The following is an 18710-nucleotide window of genomic DNA, read 5'->3' as shown; positions in this document are numbered from 1 at the left end:
TTTTTATCCATAGAGCAAGATTGAAAAATAGATAAATCCAGTACCTGCTAAAACAAATAAATGCCATAAGACATGCATATACTTAACGTTACGCATACTATAAAAAATGGTCCCAATTGTAAATGAGAGTCCTCCAGCTAACAATAAAGCAAATCCCTCAAAACCTAATCCGATATACATTGGTTTGACAGCAAATATACTGAGCCACCCCATACCAATATATAAAAGAGTCGACATTTTTTTGAATTTTTCAATCCAGAGACATTTATAAATAATTCCAAAAATAGCAATTACCCAAACAATCCCAAATAAGGTCCATCCTATTGCCCCACCGATCGTGATCAGAGCGATAGGCGTATATGCCCCAGCAATCAACAGAAAGATGCTGCTGTGATCAAAGATTTTAAAAATTTTTCTTGCACGTGTAAAAATAAGGCTGTGGTAAAGTGTTGAACTTAAGTAGAGTAAAAATTGTGAAAAGCCATATATACAATAAGAAACCAATTCTAAAGTGGTTCCTGTGTTCACAGCTTTCATAATGAGTAATACCATTCCTACTATACTTAGAATAGCTCCTATGCCATGAGTGATTGCATTCAGAACTTCATTGGTGACTAAGTATTTCTTTGTATACATTGTTTCTTCTCTCATATTTATTTCCTCCTTGAAAACCCATGGCAAATAAGCACTATTGCTGAAAAAAATCTTTGTCATTTATTTTCTATTTAACATTAGATTAACACAGTTTCAATTACTATTCAACCTAGTTATCGAAACTAGTTTGAATAGTAATTGATTAAGCAAAATTTCAACTCATAATAAATTATACTAACAGTTCTACATTGTTAGTATAATTTATATCATCGAAACTATTCAAGAAATTAGTTCTGACTTTCTATATGATTGCTTCCTAATTATTCACACGCTCAAATGAGTTAAGAAAATCTGGTTTTGTCGTACAAAAAATTCTCTGCGAGTTGATTGAATTCTTTATATTTTTCAACCATCAAAAAATGACTTGCTTTTGGTACGATGACTAGCTTACTGGTGCTGATCAATTTATGCAGTTTTTTAGTATGACTTTCTTCAATAACATCATACTCACCCGCTACTACCAATGTAGGAGCTTTTATGGTTATTAAATCAACAGATTTCAAATCTAATTTATGCCACATAAGATCAATGACTTGTTTTTTTCTCTCAGCTTTCGAAGAAAATTTACTTAAAATAGCAAATAAAATGTAGTCTCTTTTCACTTCAGTTAATGATTTTTTTTCTAATCCATCTACTTTATAATTAGCACCAACCACAATAAGTTTGTTTACCTTTTCTGGATAATGACTAGCGAAATACAGTGCTAAATTTCCTCCATCACTAAAACCCATGATCGTTACTTTTGATACATTAAGGTAGCGTAGAACTACAAGGATATCTTGAGCCATTCTTTGAAATGTTAACAGCTTTTCCCCATGATTGGAGCATCCATGTCCTCTCGAATCTAATGCGATGACTTTAAATTTTTTACTAAAATACAGCAATTGTTGCTCAAATATTTGATGATCTTCGCCATTTCCATGAAGTAATAATAAAGGTTCCCCATCTCCTAAAACTCTGCAGTAGAGGTACTCATCTTCTGATCGGATATACATCGCTCTCATCTAAACTACCCACCCCTTAATAATTTTGTCTATTAGAAAATAATACTAAGTACTCCCTTTAAGTATAACAATATTTTTAATTGAACAGTTTAAAAAGCGTTAATTTAGGATCAACGCTTTACGGTCCATTTATTTAATTTTAAGTACTTACATATTTAAATTAAGACAAATCGTATTCAAAACTATGGTTTTTTCGCCCTCTAATTTTACAAATAGTAATTTTGTGGTTTTCATATCACGTGGATTGTAAGATTAAGCTATACAAATAAAAAAGCCATTCGTGATACACTCTAATTGTATTTCCAACCATAGAAAACAAGGAGTGATCACAAATGACCTATACCCATATTACCATGGATGAACTAGTGATGATAGAAGCTTATTACCATCAAGGTATTCCAGTTGCTAAAATAGCTGCTTACTTGAATCGTACTCGAACACCGATTAATAATGTTATCAGGTTCTTCAGAGCAGGACATACAGCTTTCGAGTATTACCTACGGTATAAGAAAAACAAGAAGCAGTGTGGACGCGAAAAAGTTGTTTTACCAGAAGAACAACATCTTTATATCAAGGAAAAAGTAGCTGAAGGCTGGACGCCTGATGTCATTATTGGCCGTAAAGAAATGACAATAGACTGTTCCGTACGAACACTTTATAGACAATTTAAAGAAAAAACATTCGATGAAGCTACCCTTCCAATGAAAGGGAAAAGAAAGCCTAACGGACATCAAGAACGTAGAGGTAGACAAGCTTATAAACGAAATATCTCTGAAAGAATAATAGATTATCCAACATTTAAAGAAGAATTTGGTCATATCGAAGGAGATACCATTGTAGGTGTCCGCCACAAAAGTGCGGTCATTACTCTAGTAGAGATTTTATCGAAAGCTATCATTACCTTAAAGCCCAAAGGGCGTAAAGCCTGCGACATTGAGAGTGCTATGAATCAATGGTTCCAATCCATACCAAAAAAATTATTCAAATCCATTACTTTTGATTGCGGTAAGGAGTTCTCCAACTGGAAATCTTTGTGCAACCAGCATGATGTCGCTATCTACTTCGCTGACCCTGGAACGCCTTCACAACGAGCTTTAAACGAGAATTCTAATGGGCTTCTTCGAAAAGATGGATTGCCAAAAGAAATGGATTTCAACGAAGTTGATCAGGCTTTCGTATCGTCTGTTGCACACAAACGGAATATAATTCCAAGAAAGTCATTAAATTACCAAACACCGCTGGAAGTTTTTATGAGTTACATGGATGAAGATATTTTGTATAGCTTAATTTGACAAATCAGATCATTTAAATCTCTTAAAGATAATTTATGTTTTCTTAGAACTCCGTCAAAAGGACAATCAAGAATTCCATCAGCATTTTCAATCAAATCATCTTCATCTACAGGTAAAGTATTGAAAATATTTTTCCCCTCAAGAATATAAGCATAGCTATTTCTTACTCCTAATACATCTGCTTCCATAATGTCCCTCCCACTCTTAAAACGACAGGCCTATTTGTTATGATCCAAAGATGAGCAAGAAGCCGTCAGTAGATTATCCAACTCTTACTCATTCAAAAAACCAGCTAAGGTCAAAGCAATGAAAGACAAACTTAGACTTGCTTTAGCCTCCGCCGCCAACGAACCAGATTACTGGCAAAAATGCTACCAACCTTTTCAACATCTTCTTCATGTAATCCCTCCTAACTTTGACTTCATTATAGCAAATGATTTATACTTTCCTATATAATGTTCATATAATCACATTTTTTTTTGGAAGAAGGTTTATTAATGACATATATCTGTCAAACTTTTGGTGAAGATTTTAAAAAAATAAGAGAAAATAAAAACTATACCCAACAATATGTTGCAAAAGATGCAATGGCACGCTCGACCTACACTAAGTTTGAAATGGGCAGTATTGTTCCAACCATCACTAAATATTTTGAAGTTTTAAATAATTTAGATATGAGCCATGAAGAATTCAACTACATTCATAACGACTATCAATTACAGGGAAAAGATGCCATACTCTATCAATTTAGAACGATTGCCATAAATAGTGATTTAAAGATTCTGTTTAAAGTTAAAGAAACAGCGAAAATCTATTTAACCGAACACAAAGATAATGTTATACAAGATATTTTTGACATTTGTAGTGCTCTTATTACACTTTCAAAAACCAATGACTTAACACAAGCAGCACCTCATGCCGAAAAAGTTTGGCATCGAATTGCTCAGCTCGATAAGTGGTACTTAACAGAATTACATTTATTGAATAATATCCTTTTCTTCTTTGATTTTGATACTTCTCTTCTCATTTCAAAACGTGCCTTAGTAGAATTAGAAAATTACGATCATTTTCATGAGGCAACAGCATTAAAGTTGGCATACTCCATGAATTTAATTTACTTGCTAATGGAAAATAAAAACTATATACAAGCTCTTGAAAAAGCAGATAATTTAATCGCATTAAGTAAAAAAAATGGAAGGTACCGCATGCTTGGCGTACTGTATGTACGAAAAGGTATTGTTTTAACTAAATTAGGTAAAACTGAATCAGAACTATGGATCAAAAAAGGTTTTTATTTATTGGAAGCCATTGAAGATTTTTCATTAAAGGAAGAACTCAAAAAAGAAATTGTTTATTATTTAGATCATTATTCGGGGGAAGAATCAAAATGATACCCTACCCGAAAACTAGACACTCAAAAAAAAGAGTGTTTTTAGTTTTTGGGTTATTTTTTTATTTTATTTTCGTTATACTTTAATAGAATTGTTTCTAAGTGGAGGTTTCTTTGATGAGCAAAAAATTATATACAGAATATGAAATAGAGATATTGCAAAAAAATCCTAATGTAAAATCAGCATCTTCAAAAAGCATTACCTACTCGCCTGTTTTTAAAATTAAAGTAGTAAAGGAAAGTAAGAGTGGAATGACCTCAACGGCCATATTTGAAAATGCTGGTCTGCCTGAAGATCTTCTAGGCAAAGGAAAAGCTCATCAATGTGTGCGTCGTTGGAAAAATAGTATGGCAATAAGAGGACAAGAAGGCTTCCATACCGAAACTCGCGGGAAAGGTACACGATCAGAAGGCGGAAAAATGGGATCTATCGAGGAGCAGCTGGAAGAAGCAAAAGCACGTATAGCGTATCTGGAAGGCAATTTAGATTTAGTAAAAAAATTAGAATTTCAAGGAAGGAGCGTGAAAAACGAGAAAGGAAACGTTCTGAAAACCTGTGAGCGGTATGAATTAATCAATTCAATCATACGAGAATATAGTCTTAAAGGCATGGTTAAGTCTTTGTGTGAAATTGCCGAAGTTAGTCGTAGTGGTTATTATTATTGGAAGAACAATGAGGCCACACGTTATAAGAGGTACGAACAGGACAGCAATGATTTCGAATTGCTTTATCAAGTATACATTGAGAAAAACAAATGTGGTGTAGAAGAAATAAAGATGGCATTAGAAGCTGAATATGATATCGTAATGAACCATAAAAAAATTCGAAGAATCCTTCGAATCTACGGTATCATGTCGCCCATTAGAAAAGCTAAACCTTACAAGAAAATGATGAAGGCAACACAAGAACACAAAACCAAGAAAAATCTTGTTAATCGTGATTTTGATAGAGGAACGCCTTATAAAGTATTGCTTACTGATATTACATATTTACCTTACGGTAATAGCCAAATGGCCTACCTCTCTGCCGTTAAGGATGGTGCAACAGGAGAGATCGTTGCCCACCACTTCGCTACTTCTTTAAAGATGAATTTGGTTTATCAAACTTTGGGAAAATTAGAATGCATCACAAGTGATATGCCTTATACAGAAAGATACTTGCATTCTGATCAAGGCTTCCACTACACCAATCCTACATATCAAAGTAATGTTGAAAAAATGGGATTTATACAATCCATGTCTAGAAGAGGTAACTGCTGGGATAATGCCCCAATGGAGTCCTTTTTTGGTCATATGAAGGACGTAATCCTCTCAGAAAGACATGAAAGCCTTCAGGGTTTGTGGAATTCTGTAGAAGAATATATTTCGTTTTACAATCATAGTCGTTATCAAAAAAAATTAAAGAAGATGACCCCCGTTGCTTATCGGGATCATCTTCTATGGACTGCATAATATCGTTTTTTTAAGTGTCTAGTTTAAAGGTAGTAATTCAAAATGTCCCAATCCTGTTTTTATTATTTTTGATTATTTATATTTTGCGATAACATCTTCGATTTGTTCTTTATTGTGATAACCAATCAACTTTTCAACAACTTGACCGTCTTTTTTAACTAATAACGTAGGAATACTCATAATACCAAAAGAGCTTGGTACTTCAGAATTAGCGTCAACATCCATCTTCACTATTTTTACTTTATCCCCAATTTCTTCATCTAGTTCTTCTAATACTGGTGATTGCATGCGACAAGGGCCACACCATGCTGCCCAAAAATCTGTTATTGATAAACCATCTTTTGTTTCTGCTTCAAAATTTGCATCGGTTACTGCTTGTACCATTACTATTCCTCCCAAAAACTATTTTTACAGCTTATTAATAGTAAGCTGCATCATCAGTTTATTATAGCAAAAATTTCTTTTAATATCTACCAAAAGGTTTATGAGTCTGTGTCAAGTTTTTCTCGGTCGTCCTATTATCCTGCTAGTTTAGGCGTTCTACTTTTGTACACTCGTCTACTACCGCACGGCTCCGCCGTTTGCTGGCCCATCCGTTTGGAGAAGGTTCCTAAAACAAGGAACCTTCCCCAAACAGAAGGGAATTAACGAAAACTTTTTATGAGTTTCCCCATTGCTGATGAATGAGAAGCATACAACGGCATTGTCCCATCCTTTGCACCAACCGACTGACGTGTCTTCTGATGCAATAGCGACGATAAACGAACCGTTTGTTTCAGCTTGCGTTGTTGTCTCGTACTCCTATTTTGTTGGTGAAGATAGGCGTCACGTAACGTGTGATTTAAGATGCCTTGTTTTACCTTTACCATGGCTTCACAGCCTTCTTCGCTCCAATGCATCCCACGCTTTTTCATCCGAAAAGAAATATGCCGCTGATTCGACTCCATTGCGCCTAAACCTCTTGCGTCCTGCGGAACCTGTTCTACTTTTTCACGCCAATCGAAAATTCGATCCCAATTCCGTAATACGTATGTTCTAAAGGTAGTCAGTTTTTCCACTGCTGGTGTCTCGTCTAGTGTGCTTTCATAAGTATCCAACCAGATTGTTAACTCATTTAAATCATGTGTTTTTAAAGCTTGATTGACCTTCTGTTTAAAGAGGCTAGTCTGTGAACCAAACGCGCGATTTAAGCCTTGGAAGATGTGATAAGAGTCTAACTGATTGACTACAGGATAGTTCGACTGAGAAAAGGCTTCTTGAAATTTGTCTGCGGTATAGCCTTGTCCACCGTCACTATTGGTAATGACTTGAGCTTGTTGTAACGCATAATGACTCGCAGTAAAGGCTTGAACTTCTGCCCAAAAACCAGCCGTTTTTTTAGTCGTCATGATCGCTTTAGGCTCCTTTAAGGAGACTCTCTTTCCATTTTTCTCCCAGCCTTCGTAAAGTAGCGCATGACGAACTTCTAAGCTTTTTCTCTTTTCCGTCCCACGAACAAAAATGCCATCAGCCTCGGCGTAAAAATAGTCCACTTTTTTACCTTCTGGCAACTCGACGGCTTCGTCTAGTTCTACTACCATTTCTTCATCTTCACGTGCTTGTGCTCCTCCAACTCGTTTAAGAAGACTGCCGACTGTTTGGTGACTAATAGTGACTGCCGTCCATTCTTTCAATAATTCAGCGGTGTCCCGGTAGGTACACTTACTAGCTAGTTCTGCTACTTTCACTTCTACGAGTGGACTATGGCGTTGGTAGTTTCGAATGCCTAACCAGTCATCTAGCGGATAATGATTTTGACTCTCTTGATCGACCATTAAGGTACGGCGATAACGAACAGGACCAAAAATAAACTGAACGGTTTTCCAATCGTCTCGTTTCACTTTCCAGCCTTCGCCTTGTTTTTGTTCTTTGATCACTTGATTCATATGGGTGAAGATATCTCCTACTAATTCAGTGAATACTTCATACATATAGAGTTGTATAGACTCCTCTGTAGCGATTAAATCGCTCGATTCCTTTATTATTTCATATAATTTTGTTATAATTCTATCCATAAGAAGGCCTCTTTCATCTATGTATTTGCCGCTCAGCATACATTTATGATAGAACGCCTTCTTTCATTTTGCTAGTAAAAAATAAAATCATCTCGAGAACTATTTTACACATACGTTTATGATTTGAATTCTACTATCGTTGCGCCATTTCCTCCTTGATTAGGTGGAGCATAATGGAATTCTTTTATTGAAGGATGTTTTTTTAATGCATCAGTCACGCCTTGGCGGATAGCTCCAGTTCCCTTTCCATGTACGATCGTAACTTGAGGATAATTAGCTAAAAGAGCTGCATCTAAATATTTGTCTAGTTCTGCTAGAGCATTCTCATATCTTTCACCTCTTAAATCTAATTGAGGCGAAACATGACTGCTTGATTCTGAACGTACTGAAGTGATCATTTTACGATTAGGTTCTTTTTCTGGCTCAGTCAGAGTTAAATCACTTTCTTTAAGTTTCATTTTCAACATACCCATTTGAACGACCCAAAAGTTTTTGTCTGCTTTTTCCATTAAAACGCCCTTTTGCCCAAATGACTGTACCATAACATCATCACCTGGTTTCATAACTTGCTTCGCTTTGGCTTTTTTCAACACTTTATTTTTTGCTAAAGCTTCTTCTTGTCTTAATCCAGACAGTTGCTTTTTAGCATCGATCAGTTCATGTTCTTTTACACCTTCATACTGGCCTGAAATTTGTTTTTTACGTAGCTCTTTAATAATTTGATCTGCTGTCTCTTCTGCCTCTTCGACAATACTATTGGCTTTTTTACGAGCTTTTTTCATTAGTTCTTCACGTTCTGTATAAAACTGCTGCACAGCTGTTTGTAAATCAATATACAGTTGTTCAGCTTCATCTACATAATAACGTACTTCAAGATATTCCGTTTCAGCCATTTTACGTCTATTTTCTAAATCGGTGATCATTTCATTTAAATTTTGACTTTCTCCATCAATCAATTGGCGAGCCGAATCGATCACTTCTTCACTTAAACCTAATCGCTTAGAGATTTCAAAAGCATTACTGCGTCCTGGGACGCCAATCAATAAACGGTAAGTTGGACTCAATGTATCTACATCGAACTCCATACTAGCATTGATTGTTTGTGGGCGATTATAGCCATAGGCTTTTAATTCAGGATAATGCGACGTTACCATAACATAACTACCGACAGTACCTACTTTATCCAGAATAGCTATTGCCAGAGCAGCGCCTTCTTGTGGATCTGTTCCTGCTCCCAGTTCATCAAAAATAATCAAACTTTTGTTGTCCATCCGGTCTAGAATAGAAACGATATTTGTCATATGTGAAGAAAAGGTGCTTAAGCTTTGTTCGATCGATTGTTCGTCTCCAATATCAGCAAATATTTCAGTAAATATGCCGATTTGACTATCTGGAGCAACAGGTATTTGCAGCCCTGATTGTCCCATCAATTGCAATAATCCTAATGTTTTTAGGATTATGGTTTTCCCACCGGTATTTGGGCCTGTGATAATGACTGCTTGATTTTCTCCGCCAATTAAAATATCATTCGCTACAACAGATTCAGGATCCAGTAAAGGGTGGCGTGCACTTAATAATTTCACTTCATTTTCATCATTGATAAATGGACGATTAGCAGCAATTGTTTTAGCATAACTTGCTTTTGCACCAATAAAATCTAATTTCCCTAATAAAAACATATTATTTAAAATATCTTTGCTATATGGGGCGATTTCATTTGAAATTTCAGCTAAGATACGATCGATTTCACGACGTTCTTCAATTTGAAGCTGACGTAAGCGATTATTCAATTCTACTACACTTTGCGGCTCAACAAATAAGGTTTGACCTGTCGAGCTTTGGTCATGTACCACGCCGCCAAAATGGCTGCGGTATTCTTGTTTCACAGGGATGACATACCGATCATTGCGGATCGTTATGATCGTATCACTTAAATACTGCGCACTTTTTCCGCGAACGATCCCATCTAATTTTTCACGAACGTTATTTTCCCCTCGTTTAATGCCCGTGCGTATTCCTTTTAAAGCAGGACTTGCATCACTCATAACAAGGCCGTCTTCATCTACTTTTTCACGAATCGATTGATTCAAAGCAGGTGTTGTAATAAAGTTTTCAGCTAAATCATATAACCGTTTCATTTCAATTCCAGATTCTTTTAATTTTTCGAAAAAACGATTTATTTCAGAAGTTGTACGCAAAATTTTTCCGATTTGTGCGATTTCTAATCCATTTAAGCTAGCACCGATATCCAAACGTTTTAGATGGGGACGAACATTTTGTAATTTTGGAATCGGCATTCTACCTCGTAATTTCAAAATTTTTGTTCCGTCTTCTGTTTCATCTTGCCACGATTCTACTTCTTCCTTATTGATTGAAGGAGCTAAAGATAAGACGTGTTCTTTCCCTAAATCAGATGCTGCAAGATTTACGACAGCTTGGATAATTTTATTGAATTCTAGTGTTTGAAGGATTTTTTTATTCATCTGTTCCACCTCGTACTTAATTTTATTTAATTAAGTTTCATTTTTCTAAACTTATTTCTGTTGAAAGTTATGATTATCTGGCTGACATCAAGAAATCGTCCCCCTAATTTAAGAGAAACGATTTTTTTAAAACTATTTAACTGATTGCTTACTTTAATGATAATTCTATCCACCAGTTATACAATTGTGTTGAAATGACTGGTGTGTCTTCTAAAATCGTACGTGCTAACCAGCTATTCTTAAATGCTTCTTGTACTGCATCTACCGGAAGCATCGTCAATAAAAATAAAATTAAAAATACAGCAACGTATGAAACGATAAAATTCAACAATGCCCCACCTAAAGCATTCAACTGCTTTATGACAGGAATAACTGTTACAACATTTAATAACCCGCCAATAAACCGTGTGATCAACCACCCAATAAATAAGATGATGATAAATGCAACACCATTATAAAAAGCACCATCCAAATTAAAAGCTAATGCTTGATCATAAAAAACGAATTGACTACTTTCAGATGCAGACGGATATGGGACGATCAATTCTAAATGTGGTCCCAGTATTTGATAATACTGACTTGCCAATAAGTATGAAACAAAGTAACCTACTGTCAAAACGAATTGAAGAATCAAACCTCTTCTAGCTCCACTGTAAGCTCCTATGGCCAAAACAACTATTATAAGAACTGTCATCAACATATTTATCACCTTTATTCAGGAATTTATTCTTCGCTTATTTTCAATTCCTGAGCTTTCTCTAATTTCTTTTCTAATTCTACTATTTGTTTTTGCAAAGTATTTAATTCTATTTGCATATTAATTTGATCCGATACAGCATTTACCGCTACTAAAACTGCTCTACGTTCGGAGTCCAACCCTTTTGATAATGATTCAATCTGTTGCATTTGCTCATTTACCATTTTAGACACTGACCTCATGTGTTCTTCGGGTCTAGCTCCGATAATCGTGTAAGGTCTTCCTGCTATAGTAGTTTTATACCGAATTTTCCCTTTTGACATGGCCGCCCCTCCTAAAAATTACATTTCCCTTATTTTACCATGAATCACCTAATAGTTGCACATTTTTTCGTTTCATTTTAATATCACTCCTATAATGGTTGGAATTATATGGTAAACTATTATCTAATGCATTAATAATAAGAAATGAGTGACACAATGTCTAATGAAGTACTCTTAGTTTCCAAAAAAACGTTAATAGATATGAAACAGTATTACACTGATTATTTGAAATCATCTACTCCTCCTGGCGGTTTTTTTGCTGCTAAAAAAGAAGCCGTAAATATAACGGGGTATAATTCCGGCAAAGTATTATTTCAAGGTGCAAATTCTGAAAAAGAAGCGGCTGTTTGGAAATCCAAAGCCTCCATTGTCGCACCAAAAAAAAAAGAATCGTCCGCTTCATCTTTGAATACCCCTTTACCAAAAGATTTTAGCAACTGGTCAGTTATTGGCAGCGATGAAGTCGGAACCGGAAGTTATTTTGGTCCATTAACGGTTGTTGCCGCTTATGCCGACCATTCTCAACTGGCTTTGTTAAAGGAATTGGGCGTGCGCGATTCGAAGGATATGAAGGATCCTGAAATTATTCGTGTAGCAAAAGACTTGATTACTTTCTTACCGCACAGTTTACTGAATGTTATGCCTGAAAAATACAATACTATTCAACCAACAATGACACAAGGTAAAATGAAAGCTATTTTACATAATCAAGCTTTAGGTCATGTCCTTGAGAAAATCAGCCCTCAAAAACCAGATGGCATTTTAATCGATCAATTTGAACTGCCAGCGACTTATTTTAAACACATCAATGATCAACCAAATCAAATAACAGAAAGTGTTTATTTTCAAACAAAAGGCGAAGGCCATCATTTGGCTGTAGCGGCTGCATCTATTATTGCTCGTTATGCTTTCTTAAAAGGATTAGATGAATTAACTGCAAAAGCAGGTCTTAAAATCCCATCTGGGGCTGGCAGCACTGTTGATTTAGTTGCTGCAAAACTTTTAAAACAAGGTGGAATACCGCTACTTAGAAAATACGCTAAGTTGCATTTTGCGAACACAGAAAAAGCCAAGAAGATCAGTGGCATAAGCTGATCATGCTTCAAAAAAACCTCCACTCGTTGATCATCCGCGAGTGGAGGTTTTTTGATTCATTTAGTCTTTTCCAGGTACTCCATATTTCTTTTTGCAATAGAAGTAAACCGGTATTCCTATCAGTGTTAGAAAAATACCGATAAAGGCATTTCCTGGCTGAACAATCAAAGTATTAAGGATGATATATAATCCTCCTATTATAGCGATCAACGGGATGAACGGATATAAAGGAACCTTATACGGTCGTTCAATGTCTGGCTGGGTTTTTCTTAAAATAATAACAGCAATGAAGGTTAAAGTAATAAAAAACCAAATAACAAAAACAATTAGATCTGTCAGCTGATTGAACTGTCCAGTCAAAATCATCAAAATGGCGATTCCTAAAATAACAATACCACCGTTAATTGGTAAATTCGTTTTAGGATTGACTTTGGCAAACCAGTTGCTAAACGGCAACATTTTTTGAGTTGCTAAAGCATACGGAACGCGTAACCCAGAAATGATATAGCCATTTATTCCTCCGAATACGGAAATCAATATTCCTATCGTCACTAACTTGCTGCCGATCCCATCGAAAAGACGAGAAGCAACTAAAGCAGCGGGTGTATCTGTTCCGGCTAGTTGTGTACTGTCTAAGACAAACAAATAAGCAATATTGGTTAATAAATACACAGCCATAACGATTGATAATCCTCCAATAATCACTTTCGGCAGCATCTTGCCAGGATTTTTCATTTCCCCAGCAAGTGTTCCGACATTGATCCAGCCATCATAGGCAAACAAGGTAGCAATAAGAGCTGATCCAAAACTAGTCAATACTGGATGACTTTCTACTGAGAGAGGTATCAACCTTATTACGCCTCCACCAGGATAGAGTAATCCTGCTACAATGATCACTAAAAGAGGAATCAACTTTAAAATAGTTGCGACTGTCTGGATCCGCCCACTATACTTTGTTCCTAAAAAATTTACGCCCATTAAAAAGATAGCCGTTAAAATAGCTGTTGGTACGATCACATTATCGGATAAAGAAAATAAATTAACAAATTGCGTTGAAAAAATAATAGCTAGCGCTGCTATGTTCGCTGGGTAATAGATGATCATCTGAGCCCATCCAACTAGAAAACCTAACCATCTTCCATATACTTTTTCTAAATAAATCATCATTCCACCTGTTTGAGGGTAGATCGTTCCAATTTCTGCAACCGTTAATCCACCAGCAATGGTAATAACTCCTGCTACAAACCAAGCTAACAGGCCTAATCCCGGGGCACCGGCTGCACCATAAACAGCTGTTGGCTTGAAAAAAATACCTGCCCCTATGACTGTTCCAACTACAACAGTTAACGCCGTAAGACCACTTACTTCTTTTTTTAACTCATTCTTTTCCATAAATTTCCCCCTGGATTGCCTTTTTTAGACTGCAAAAAAGATACTGTAATCTTTTTTTGTTTTGTGCTTGCTAGCATAACAAAAAGGCCTTGCTATTAGCAAGACTCTTTTGTATTTTTTTAAAAAATTATTCAATATCGATACGATCAACGCGCTTGTCTAATTTTTCTATAGCAATTAGATTTAACGAACAACAACTCGATACTCTTCAACTAACGCATTTGTTACTTTATCAAAAGCTTTCGAAACTTCTTCCTCTACCATAGTTGCAGTAGGGTTTAAATAAGACAATGTATAAGCCATTGATTTTTTGCCATCTTCAATATTCTGACCTTGATAAATATCAAACAAGCGTACGTTGATCAAATATTTGCCGCCTTTTTTATAAATCAAATCGACTAGTTGTTGATTTGTAATGGTTTCATCTACCAATAAAGCAATATCTCTTGTCATTCCTGGGAATTTTGGGATAGCTTCATAAATAGTCGGTTCTTTTTCAGCATCTACAATTGCTTGTACATTTAATTCGAAAGCATAAGTTTCATCTAACTCATATGCTTTTGCTGCTAAAGGATGAATTTGACCAGCGAATCCAATTTCCTTTTCTCCTAAGTAAAGAGCAGCTGTACGTCCTGGATGCATTCCTTCACGTTTGTTATCTGAAACGAAAGTTATAACCTCTGTTAATCCATATGCAGCTAGTAATCCTTCTAATATGCCTTTCATAACAAAGAAATCGACTTTTTGAGGCTGACCTTTCCAATCTTTTTCTAATAGAGATCCAGTCAATACTCCCCCCAAATGCTCTTCTTCAATTGGCAGCGTTCGGCTTTCCTCTTTATAAAATACACGACCGATTTCATAAAGAGCAACATCTTTATTTTTTCGCGCTTTATTATAACTAACATCATCTAGCAAACCGCTCAATAAATTCATCCGCAATGTGCTGCGGTCTTCACTCATAGGCATTTCTAGTTGAGTTGCTTCACTTTCACGCATCGTATATTGAGCAGCTTTTTCTGGAGTAGTGAGCACATAGCTAATGGCTTGTGATAAGCCTGCTCCTTCTAAAAAGCGGCGTGTATGGCGAATAAGACGCTGTTTGTCATCTAAAGCTGCAGGTCTAGCTGCACTTACTGGTAAAGTAGAAGGCAGATTATCATACCCAAAAATACGAGCAATTTCTTCTACTAGGTCTGCTTCTATATCAATATCCCAACGACGCGGTGGAACCACAACTTCGAATAAACCATCTTTTTCACTAACATCAAAACCAAGTCGCTCAAAAATAACCATTACTTCTTCAATTGTAATAGAAGTTCCTAAAGAACCATTGATCCTGTCCAATGTAATAGAGACAACACTATTTTTTATTTCTAAAGCCGTTTCAGAAGCAGTGCCTGCTACTACTGTTCCCCCAGTTAGTTCAGCTATTAAGGCTGCTGCATGATCTCCTGCAGTCACAATAGTTGCAGGATTGATCCCTTTTTCAAAACGAGAACTCGCTTCACTTCTTAAATTATACCTTTTAGCTGTTTTACGAATAGAGATCGGTTCGAAGACAGCTGCTTCAATTGCAACAGTCACAGTCTCTTCTTCAATTTCTGAATCAAGTCCGCCCATTGTCCCTGCCAATGCTACTGGTATAGAACCATTAGTGATCACGATATCTTCTGAAGTTAACGAACGTTCTTCACCGTCTAAAGTGGTTAGAGCCTCCCCATCTTTCGCATGACGAACGATGATTTCTTTTGATTGTAGTTGGTCATAATCAAAAGCATGCAAAGGCTGTCCGTATTCAAGTAAAATGTAGTTCGTAATATCTACTACATTGTTCAAAGGACGAATACCGGCATTCATTAATTTTGTTTGTAACCACATTGGACTTTCAGCAACTTTCACATTTTTAACGATGCGGACATTATAGCTAGGTGCATCTTCACTGTTTTCTACAGCAACTTTAATGTAGTTTTCCACTGAATCTGTTTCGTCTTCTGTTAATTCAAAAGAAGGAAACACCGGTTTTTGATCGTAGATGGCTCCTACTTCATGAGCAACCCCACGCATGCTCAAAGCATCCGCACGATTAGGTGTGATCGACAATTCAAGAATTGCGTCATCCATCGCAAGATAAGGAAATACGGCATCCCCAGGTACAGCATTTTTTGACAATACATATATGCCTTCTGCATATTTTTTGGGAACAACTTTTTCAGAGAAACCCAATTCACCTAATGAACAGATCATTCCGTTTGATACTTGACCGCGCATTTTCCCTTTTTTGATTTTTACATTTCCCGTAATGCGAGATCCGGGCAAGGCAACAATGATTTTTTGATCAGCAGCTATATTAGGTGCCCCACAAACGATTTGAGATAGTTCTTCTTCTCCAATATCTACCTGACAAATATGCAAGTGATCAGAATCAGGGTGATCGACCACTTCAACTGTATGTCCAACAACGATTTTTTGCAAACCTGTCTCTGGTATGCTGACGTCTTCAACCTCGATACCAGTTCGTGACATTTTGTCTGCCAACGCTTCTGGTGTTACATTTGATAAATCTAAATATTCTTTTAACCACTGATAAGATACCTTCATGCTCTTACTCCTTTACCTTGAATTGATTTAAGAAACGAACATCATTTTGATAAAAATGACGAATATCATCAATCCCGTATTTTAACATCGCTACACGATCTGGACCTAACCCAAATGCATAACCACTATAGATGGTTGCATCGATCCCAGACATTTCAAGTACATTCGGATGAACCATACCAGCACCTAGAATTTCGATCCAACCTGTGTGTTTACAAACATTGCAACCTTTTCCACTACATTTAAAGCAGCTGACATCTACTTCTACAGAAGGTTCCGTAAACGGGAAATAACTTGGACGTAAGCGTATTTCGCGTTCTGCGCCAAATAGTTTTTTAGCAAAAACTTCTAAGGTACCTTTTAAATCTCCCATTGTGATATCTTTTGCTACCACTAAACCCTCCATTTGATGGAATTGATGAGAGTGGGTAGCATCATCACTATCGCGACGGTAAACCTTCCCAGGGCTGATCATTTTCAACGAACCTTTTGAAAAGTCGTGTTTGTCCATTGTTCGAGCTTGGACTGGAGATGTATGGGTACGCATTAGAATTTCATTTGTGATATAGAAAGTATCCTGCATGTCTCGAGCAGGATGTTCCTTAGGCAAGTTCATCCGTTCAAAGTTGTAGCTGTCTTCCTCAACTTCAGGCCCCTCTATAATTTGATACCCCATTCCAATAAATAAGTCTTCGATTTCTTCCATTATTTGAGTCAATACATGCGATTGACCTACAGCTACATGGCTACCAGGCAATGTCACATCGATGGATTCGCTTTCTAGATCTCGATTGATTTTTTCCATTTCTAAAATTGCTTTTTTTGCTTCTAAGTTTGTAGTAATTTCATTTCGCACTTCATTTACAAGTGCGCCTAGAATCGGACGTTCTTCAGGAGAAACAGTCTTCATCCCTTTTGAAATTTCAGTAATTGGACCCTTTTTACCTAAATAGGCTACACGTACTTGATCAAGTGTTTTTAAATCTTTTGCTGCTTCAATTTTTTCTACAGCTTCCTTACTTAACAATTGTAAGTTATCTTTTAAGTCCATCTTTATTCCCCTTTAAATAAATTTATGATCTATCCTTTAATGAATCGATTTTTTTAAGCTGTTTTTGAGCACACAAAAAGCCCAATCCCTAAAAAGGGACGAGGCTACATTCGCGGTACCACCCTTGTTTGAACCAAGCTTACGCTAAAATTCACACTTCATTTACATAACGGCGTAGACCGGAACTTTATTCATTACTTTTACAAGCTTAGTGTAATTCCCAAAGTCAACTCAGGAAGTGAATGTTCATTTGGTTTCTAATCAAGTGTTTTCAGCCAACGACACTTGTTCTCTCATTTAGATTATCCAAATTACTTTTTTTCCATCATTGTATTTATTGCTATTCTTTTTATAGACACATTTAGTTTAACGTAAGTTTGACTTAAAGGTCAAGTACTTTTCAATAAGATTAGGCTTCTGGTGCACATATCCATTTATCGGCCCATTTTTGAACATCAGCCATTACTACTTTAAGGTCTTGACCTTTTTCAGTTAAGCTGTATGCTACTCTCATCGTTGCATCTGGATCTACCGTACGAGACACAAGACCTTCTTGTTCAAGTTCTTTTAAACGTTCAACTAATACACGATCACTAACATTTGGAATAGAAGCAGCAATATCTTTAAATCGTTGAGGACCTTCTAATAACACTTCAATGATAAGTCCCATCCACTTTTTGCCTAAAATAGCAAATGTATGTTCGAATTTAGGGCAAATAGTTTTTTGCATAGTTTCACAAGAGACTTTTTTTCTTTCATTTTTAATAGTTATCATATCTTCTTCACCTCTTTTTTATCATTATAGCATTATCAGTTATAAATAGTAAGTAATCAGCCATCGTTTGTCAACCTTTTATTCAATTAATTGTTTTATTCAGACAAATTTCCGTCATTTTAAAAAAAACAAACGAATACTTTTTCACTTTACAACTTTGGACTATCAAAAACAATTATTTTCCGAAGAGATCACATAGTATAAACTGAAGTATTTGATAGTGACTCAATTAATGAAGAAAAAAGACACCATCCGAAGATGATGTCTTTTTGGTTGCGTGGCAACGTCCTACTCTCGCAAAGGGAAACCCTTCACTACCATCGGCGCTAAGAAGCTTAACTTCTGTGTTCGGCATGGGAACAGGTGTGACCTTCTTGCCATCATCACCACACAATTTCAATCAAGAGAACATTATTCTCTCAAAACTGGATAAGTTAAAAATCGTTT

16 protein-coding genes, 1 rRNA gene and 1 other annotated feature are annotated in these 18710 nt (G+C 36.2%); of the genes, 4 read left to right on the top strand and 13 right to left on the bottom strand.

The window, feature by feature from the left end; all coding sequences use genetic code 11:
* Positions 1–3: 3 nt before the first annotated feature.
* A complete protein-coding gene (gene trhA, locus BR50_RS08490) occupies positions 4–651 on the bottom strand; it encodes a PAQR family membrane homeostasis protein TrhA (RefSeq protein WP_034547813.1) in 648 nt (215 codons plus the stop codon).
* Between the two features lie 284 nt (positions 652–935).
* The gene (locus BR50_RS08485; protein WP_034547812.1) at positions 936–1658 is read right to left on the bottom strand and encodes an alpha/beta fold hydrolase; all 723 of its coding nucleotides are present in this window, start codon (positions 1656–1658) and stop codon (positions 936–938) included.
* A 332-nt stretch (positions 1659–1990) separates the two neighbouring features.
* Between BR50_RS08485 and BR50_RS08480 the strand changes: the two genes are divergently transcribed.
* Positions 1991–2950 carry an IS30 family transposase gene (locus BR50_RS08480; protein ID WP_034546336.1) on the top strand — a complete coding sequence of 320 codons (960 nt, stop codon included), beginning with the start codon at positions 1991–1993 and terminating at the stop codon, positions 2948–2950.
* Here the strand turns inward: BR50_RS08480 and BR50_RS08475 are convergent.
* Positions 2914–3138, bottom strand: coding sequence for a hypothetical protein (locus BR50_RS08475; protein WP_034547811.1), 225 nt, complete (start codon positions 3136–3138; stop codon positions 2914–2916). The genes BR50_RS08480 and BR50_RS08475 overlap by 37 nt on opposite strands.
* A 309-nt stretch (positions 3139–3447) precedes the next feature.
* On the opposite strand from BR50_RS08475, the gene BR50_RS08470 reads away from it, so the two are divergent.
* Together BR50_RS08470 and BR50_RS12625 are read left to right on the top strand one after the other, a co-directional pair.
* The gene (locus BR50_RS08470; protein ID WP_034547810.1) at positions 3448–4341 is read left to right on the top strand and encodes a helix-turn-helix domain-containing protein; all 894 of its coding nucleotides are present in this window, start codon (positions 3448–3450) and stop codon (positions 4339–4341) included.
* A 116-nt stretch (positions 4342–4457) separates the two neighbouring features.
* Positions 4458–5792: an IS3 family transposase gene (locus tag BR50_RS12625; protein ID WP_034547808.1), complete on the top strand. Its 1335-nt coding sequence runs from the start codon at positions 4458–4460 to the stop codon at positions 5790–5792.
* 72 nt (positions 5793–5864) lie between these two features.
* Here the strand turns inward: BR50_RS12625 and trxA are convergent, their stop codons facing one another.
* The 5 genes from trxA to BR50_RS08440 all read right to left on the bottom strand — a co-directional run bounded on the left by trxA (position 5865) and on the right by BR50_RS08440 (position 11349).
* The gene (gene trxA / locus BR50_RS08460; protein WP_034547806.1) at positions 5865–6176 is read right to left on the bottom strand and encodes a thioredoxin; all 312 of its coding nucleotides are present in this window, start codon (positions 6174–6176) and stop codon (positions 5865–5867) included.
* 260 nt (positions 6177–6436) lie between these two features.
* A complete protein-coding gene (locus BR50_RS08455) occupies positions 6437–7846 on the bottom strand; it encodes an ISLre2 family transposase (protein ID WP_034545297.1) in 1410 nt (469 codons plus the stop codon).
* 116 nt (positions 7847–7962) lie between these two features.
* Complete coding sequence (locus tag BR50_RS08450) at positions 7963–10329, bottom strand: endonuclease MutS2 (protein ID WP_034547804.1); 2367 nt, start codon at positions 10327–10329, stop codon at positions 7963–7965.
* Positions 10330–10477: 148 nt separating this feature from the next.
* A complete protein-coding gene (locus BR50_RS08445) occupies positions 10478–11029 on the bottom strand; it encodes a CvpA family protein (RefSeq protein ID WP_178377444.1) in 552 nt (183 codons plus the stop codon).
* Between the two features lie 23 nt (positions 11030–11052).
* Entirely contained in the window at positions 11053–11349 is a 297-nt protein-coding gene (locus BR50_RS08440; RefSeq protein ID WP_034547802.1) for a cell division protein ZapA, read from the bottom strand.
* Between the two features lie 156 nt (positions 11350–11505).
* Between BR50_RS08440 and rnhC the strand changes: the two genes are divergently transcribed.
* Positions 11506–12444, top strand: coding sequence for a ribonuclease HIII (rnhC, locus tag BR50_RS08435; protein WP_034547800.1), 939 nt, complete (start codon positions 11506–11508; stop codon positions 12442–12444).
* 60 nt (positions 12445–12504) lie between these two features.
* Here rnhC and BR50_RS08430 read toward each other — a convergent pair whose 3' ends face one another.
* The 5 genes from BR50_RS08430 to rrf form a co-directional block, all read right to left on the bottom strand.
* Positions 12505–13836 carry an APC family permease gene (locus BR50_RS08430; protein WP_034547798.1) on the bottom strand — a complete coding sequence of 444 codons (1332 nt, stop codon included), beginning with the start codon at positions 13834–13836 and terminating at the stop codon, positions 12505–12507.
* A gap of 183 nt (positions 13837–14019) precedes the next feature.
* Positions 14020–16437 carry a phenylalanine--tRNA ligase subunit beta gene (gene pheT / locus BR50_RS08425; protein ID WP_034547796.1) on the bottom strand — a complete coding sequence of 806 codons (2418 nt, stop codon included), beginning with the start codon at positions 16435–16437 and terminating at the stop codon, positions 14020–14022.
* Between the two features lie 4 nt (positions 16438–16441).
* Positions 16442–17488 carry a phenylalanine--tRNA ligase subunit alpha gene (gene pheS / locus BR50_RS08420; protein ID WP_034547795.1) on the bottom strand — a complete coding sequence of 349 codons (1047 nt, stop codon included), beginning with the start codon at positions 17486–17488 and terminating at the stop codon, positions 16442–16444.
* Positions 17489–17579: 91 nt separating this feature from the next.
* Positions 17580–17826 (bottom strand) — a binding site (T-box leader).
* Between the two features lie 71 nt (positions 17827–17897).
* On the bottom strand, positions 17898–18263 hold the full coding sequence (locus tag BR50_RS08415) for a winged helix-turn-helix transcriptional regulator (RefSeq protein ID WP_051905773.1): 366 nt from the start codon (positions 18261–18263) through the stop codon (positions 17898–17900).
* 275 nt (positions 18264–18538) lie between these two features.
* Positions 18539–18654 (bottom strand): 5S ribosomal RNA (gene rrf, locus BR50_RS08410).
* Positions 18655–18710 lie beyond the last annotated feature (56 nt).

Source organism: Carnobacterium alterfunditum DSM 5972 (genome assembly GCF_000744115.1).
GTDB lineage: Bacteria > Bacillota > Bacilli > Lactobacillales > Carnobacteriaceae > Carnobacterium_B > Carnobacterium_B alterfunditum.
Note: the sequence above shows the minus strand (reverse complement) of the source record. Positions and strands in the feature narration are given on the sequence as shown.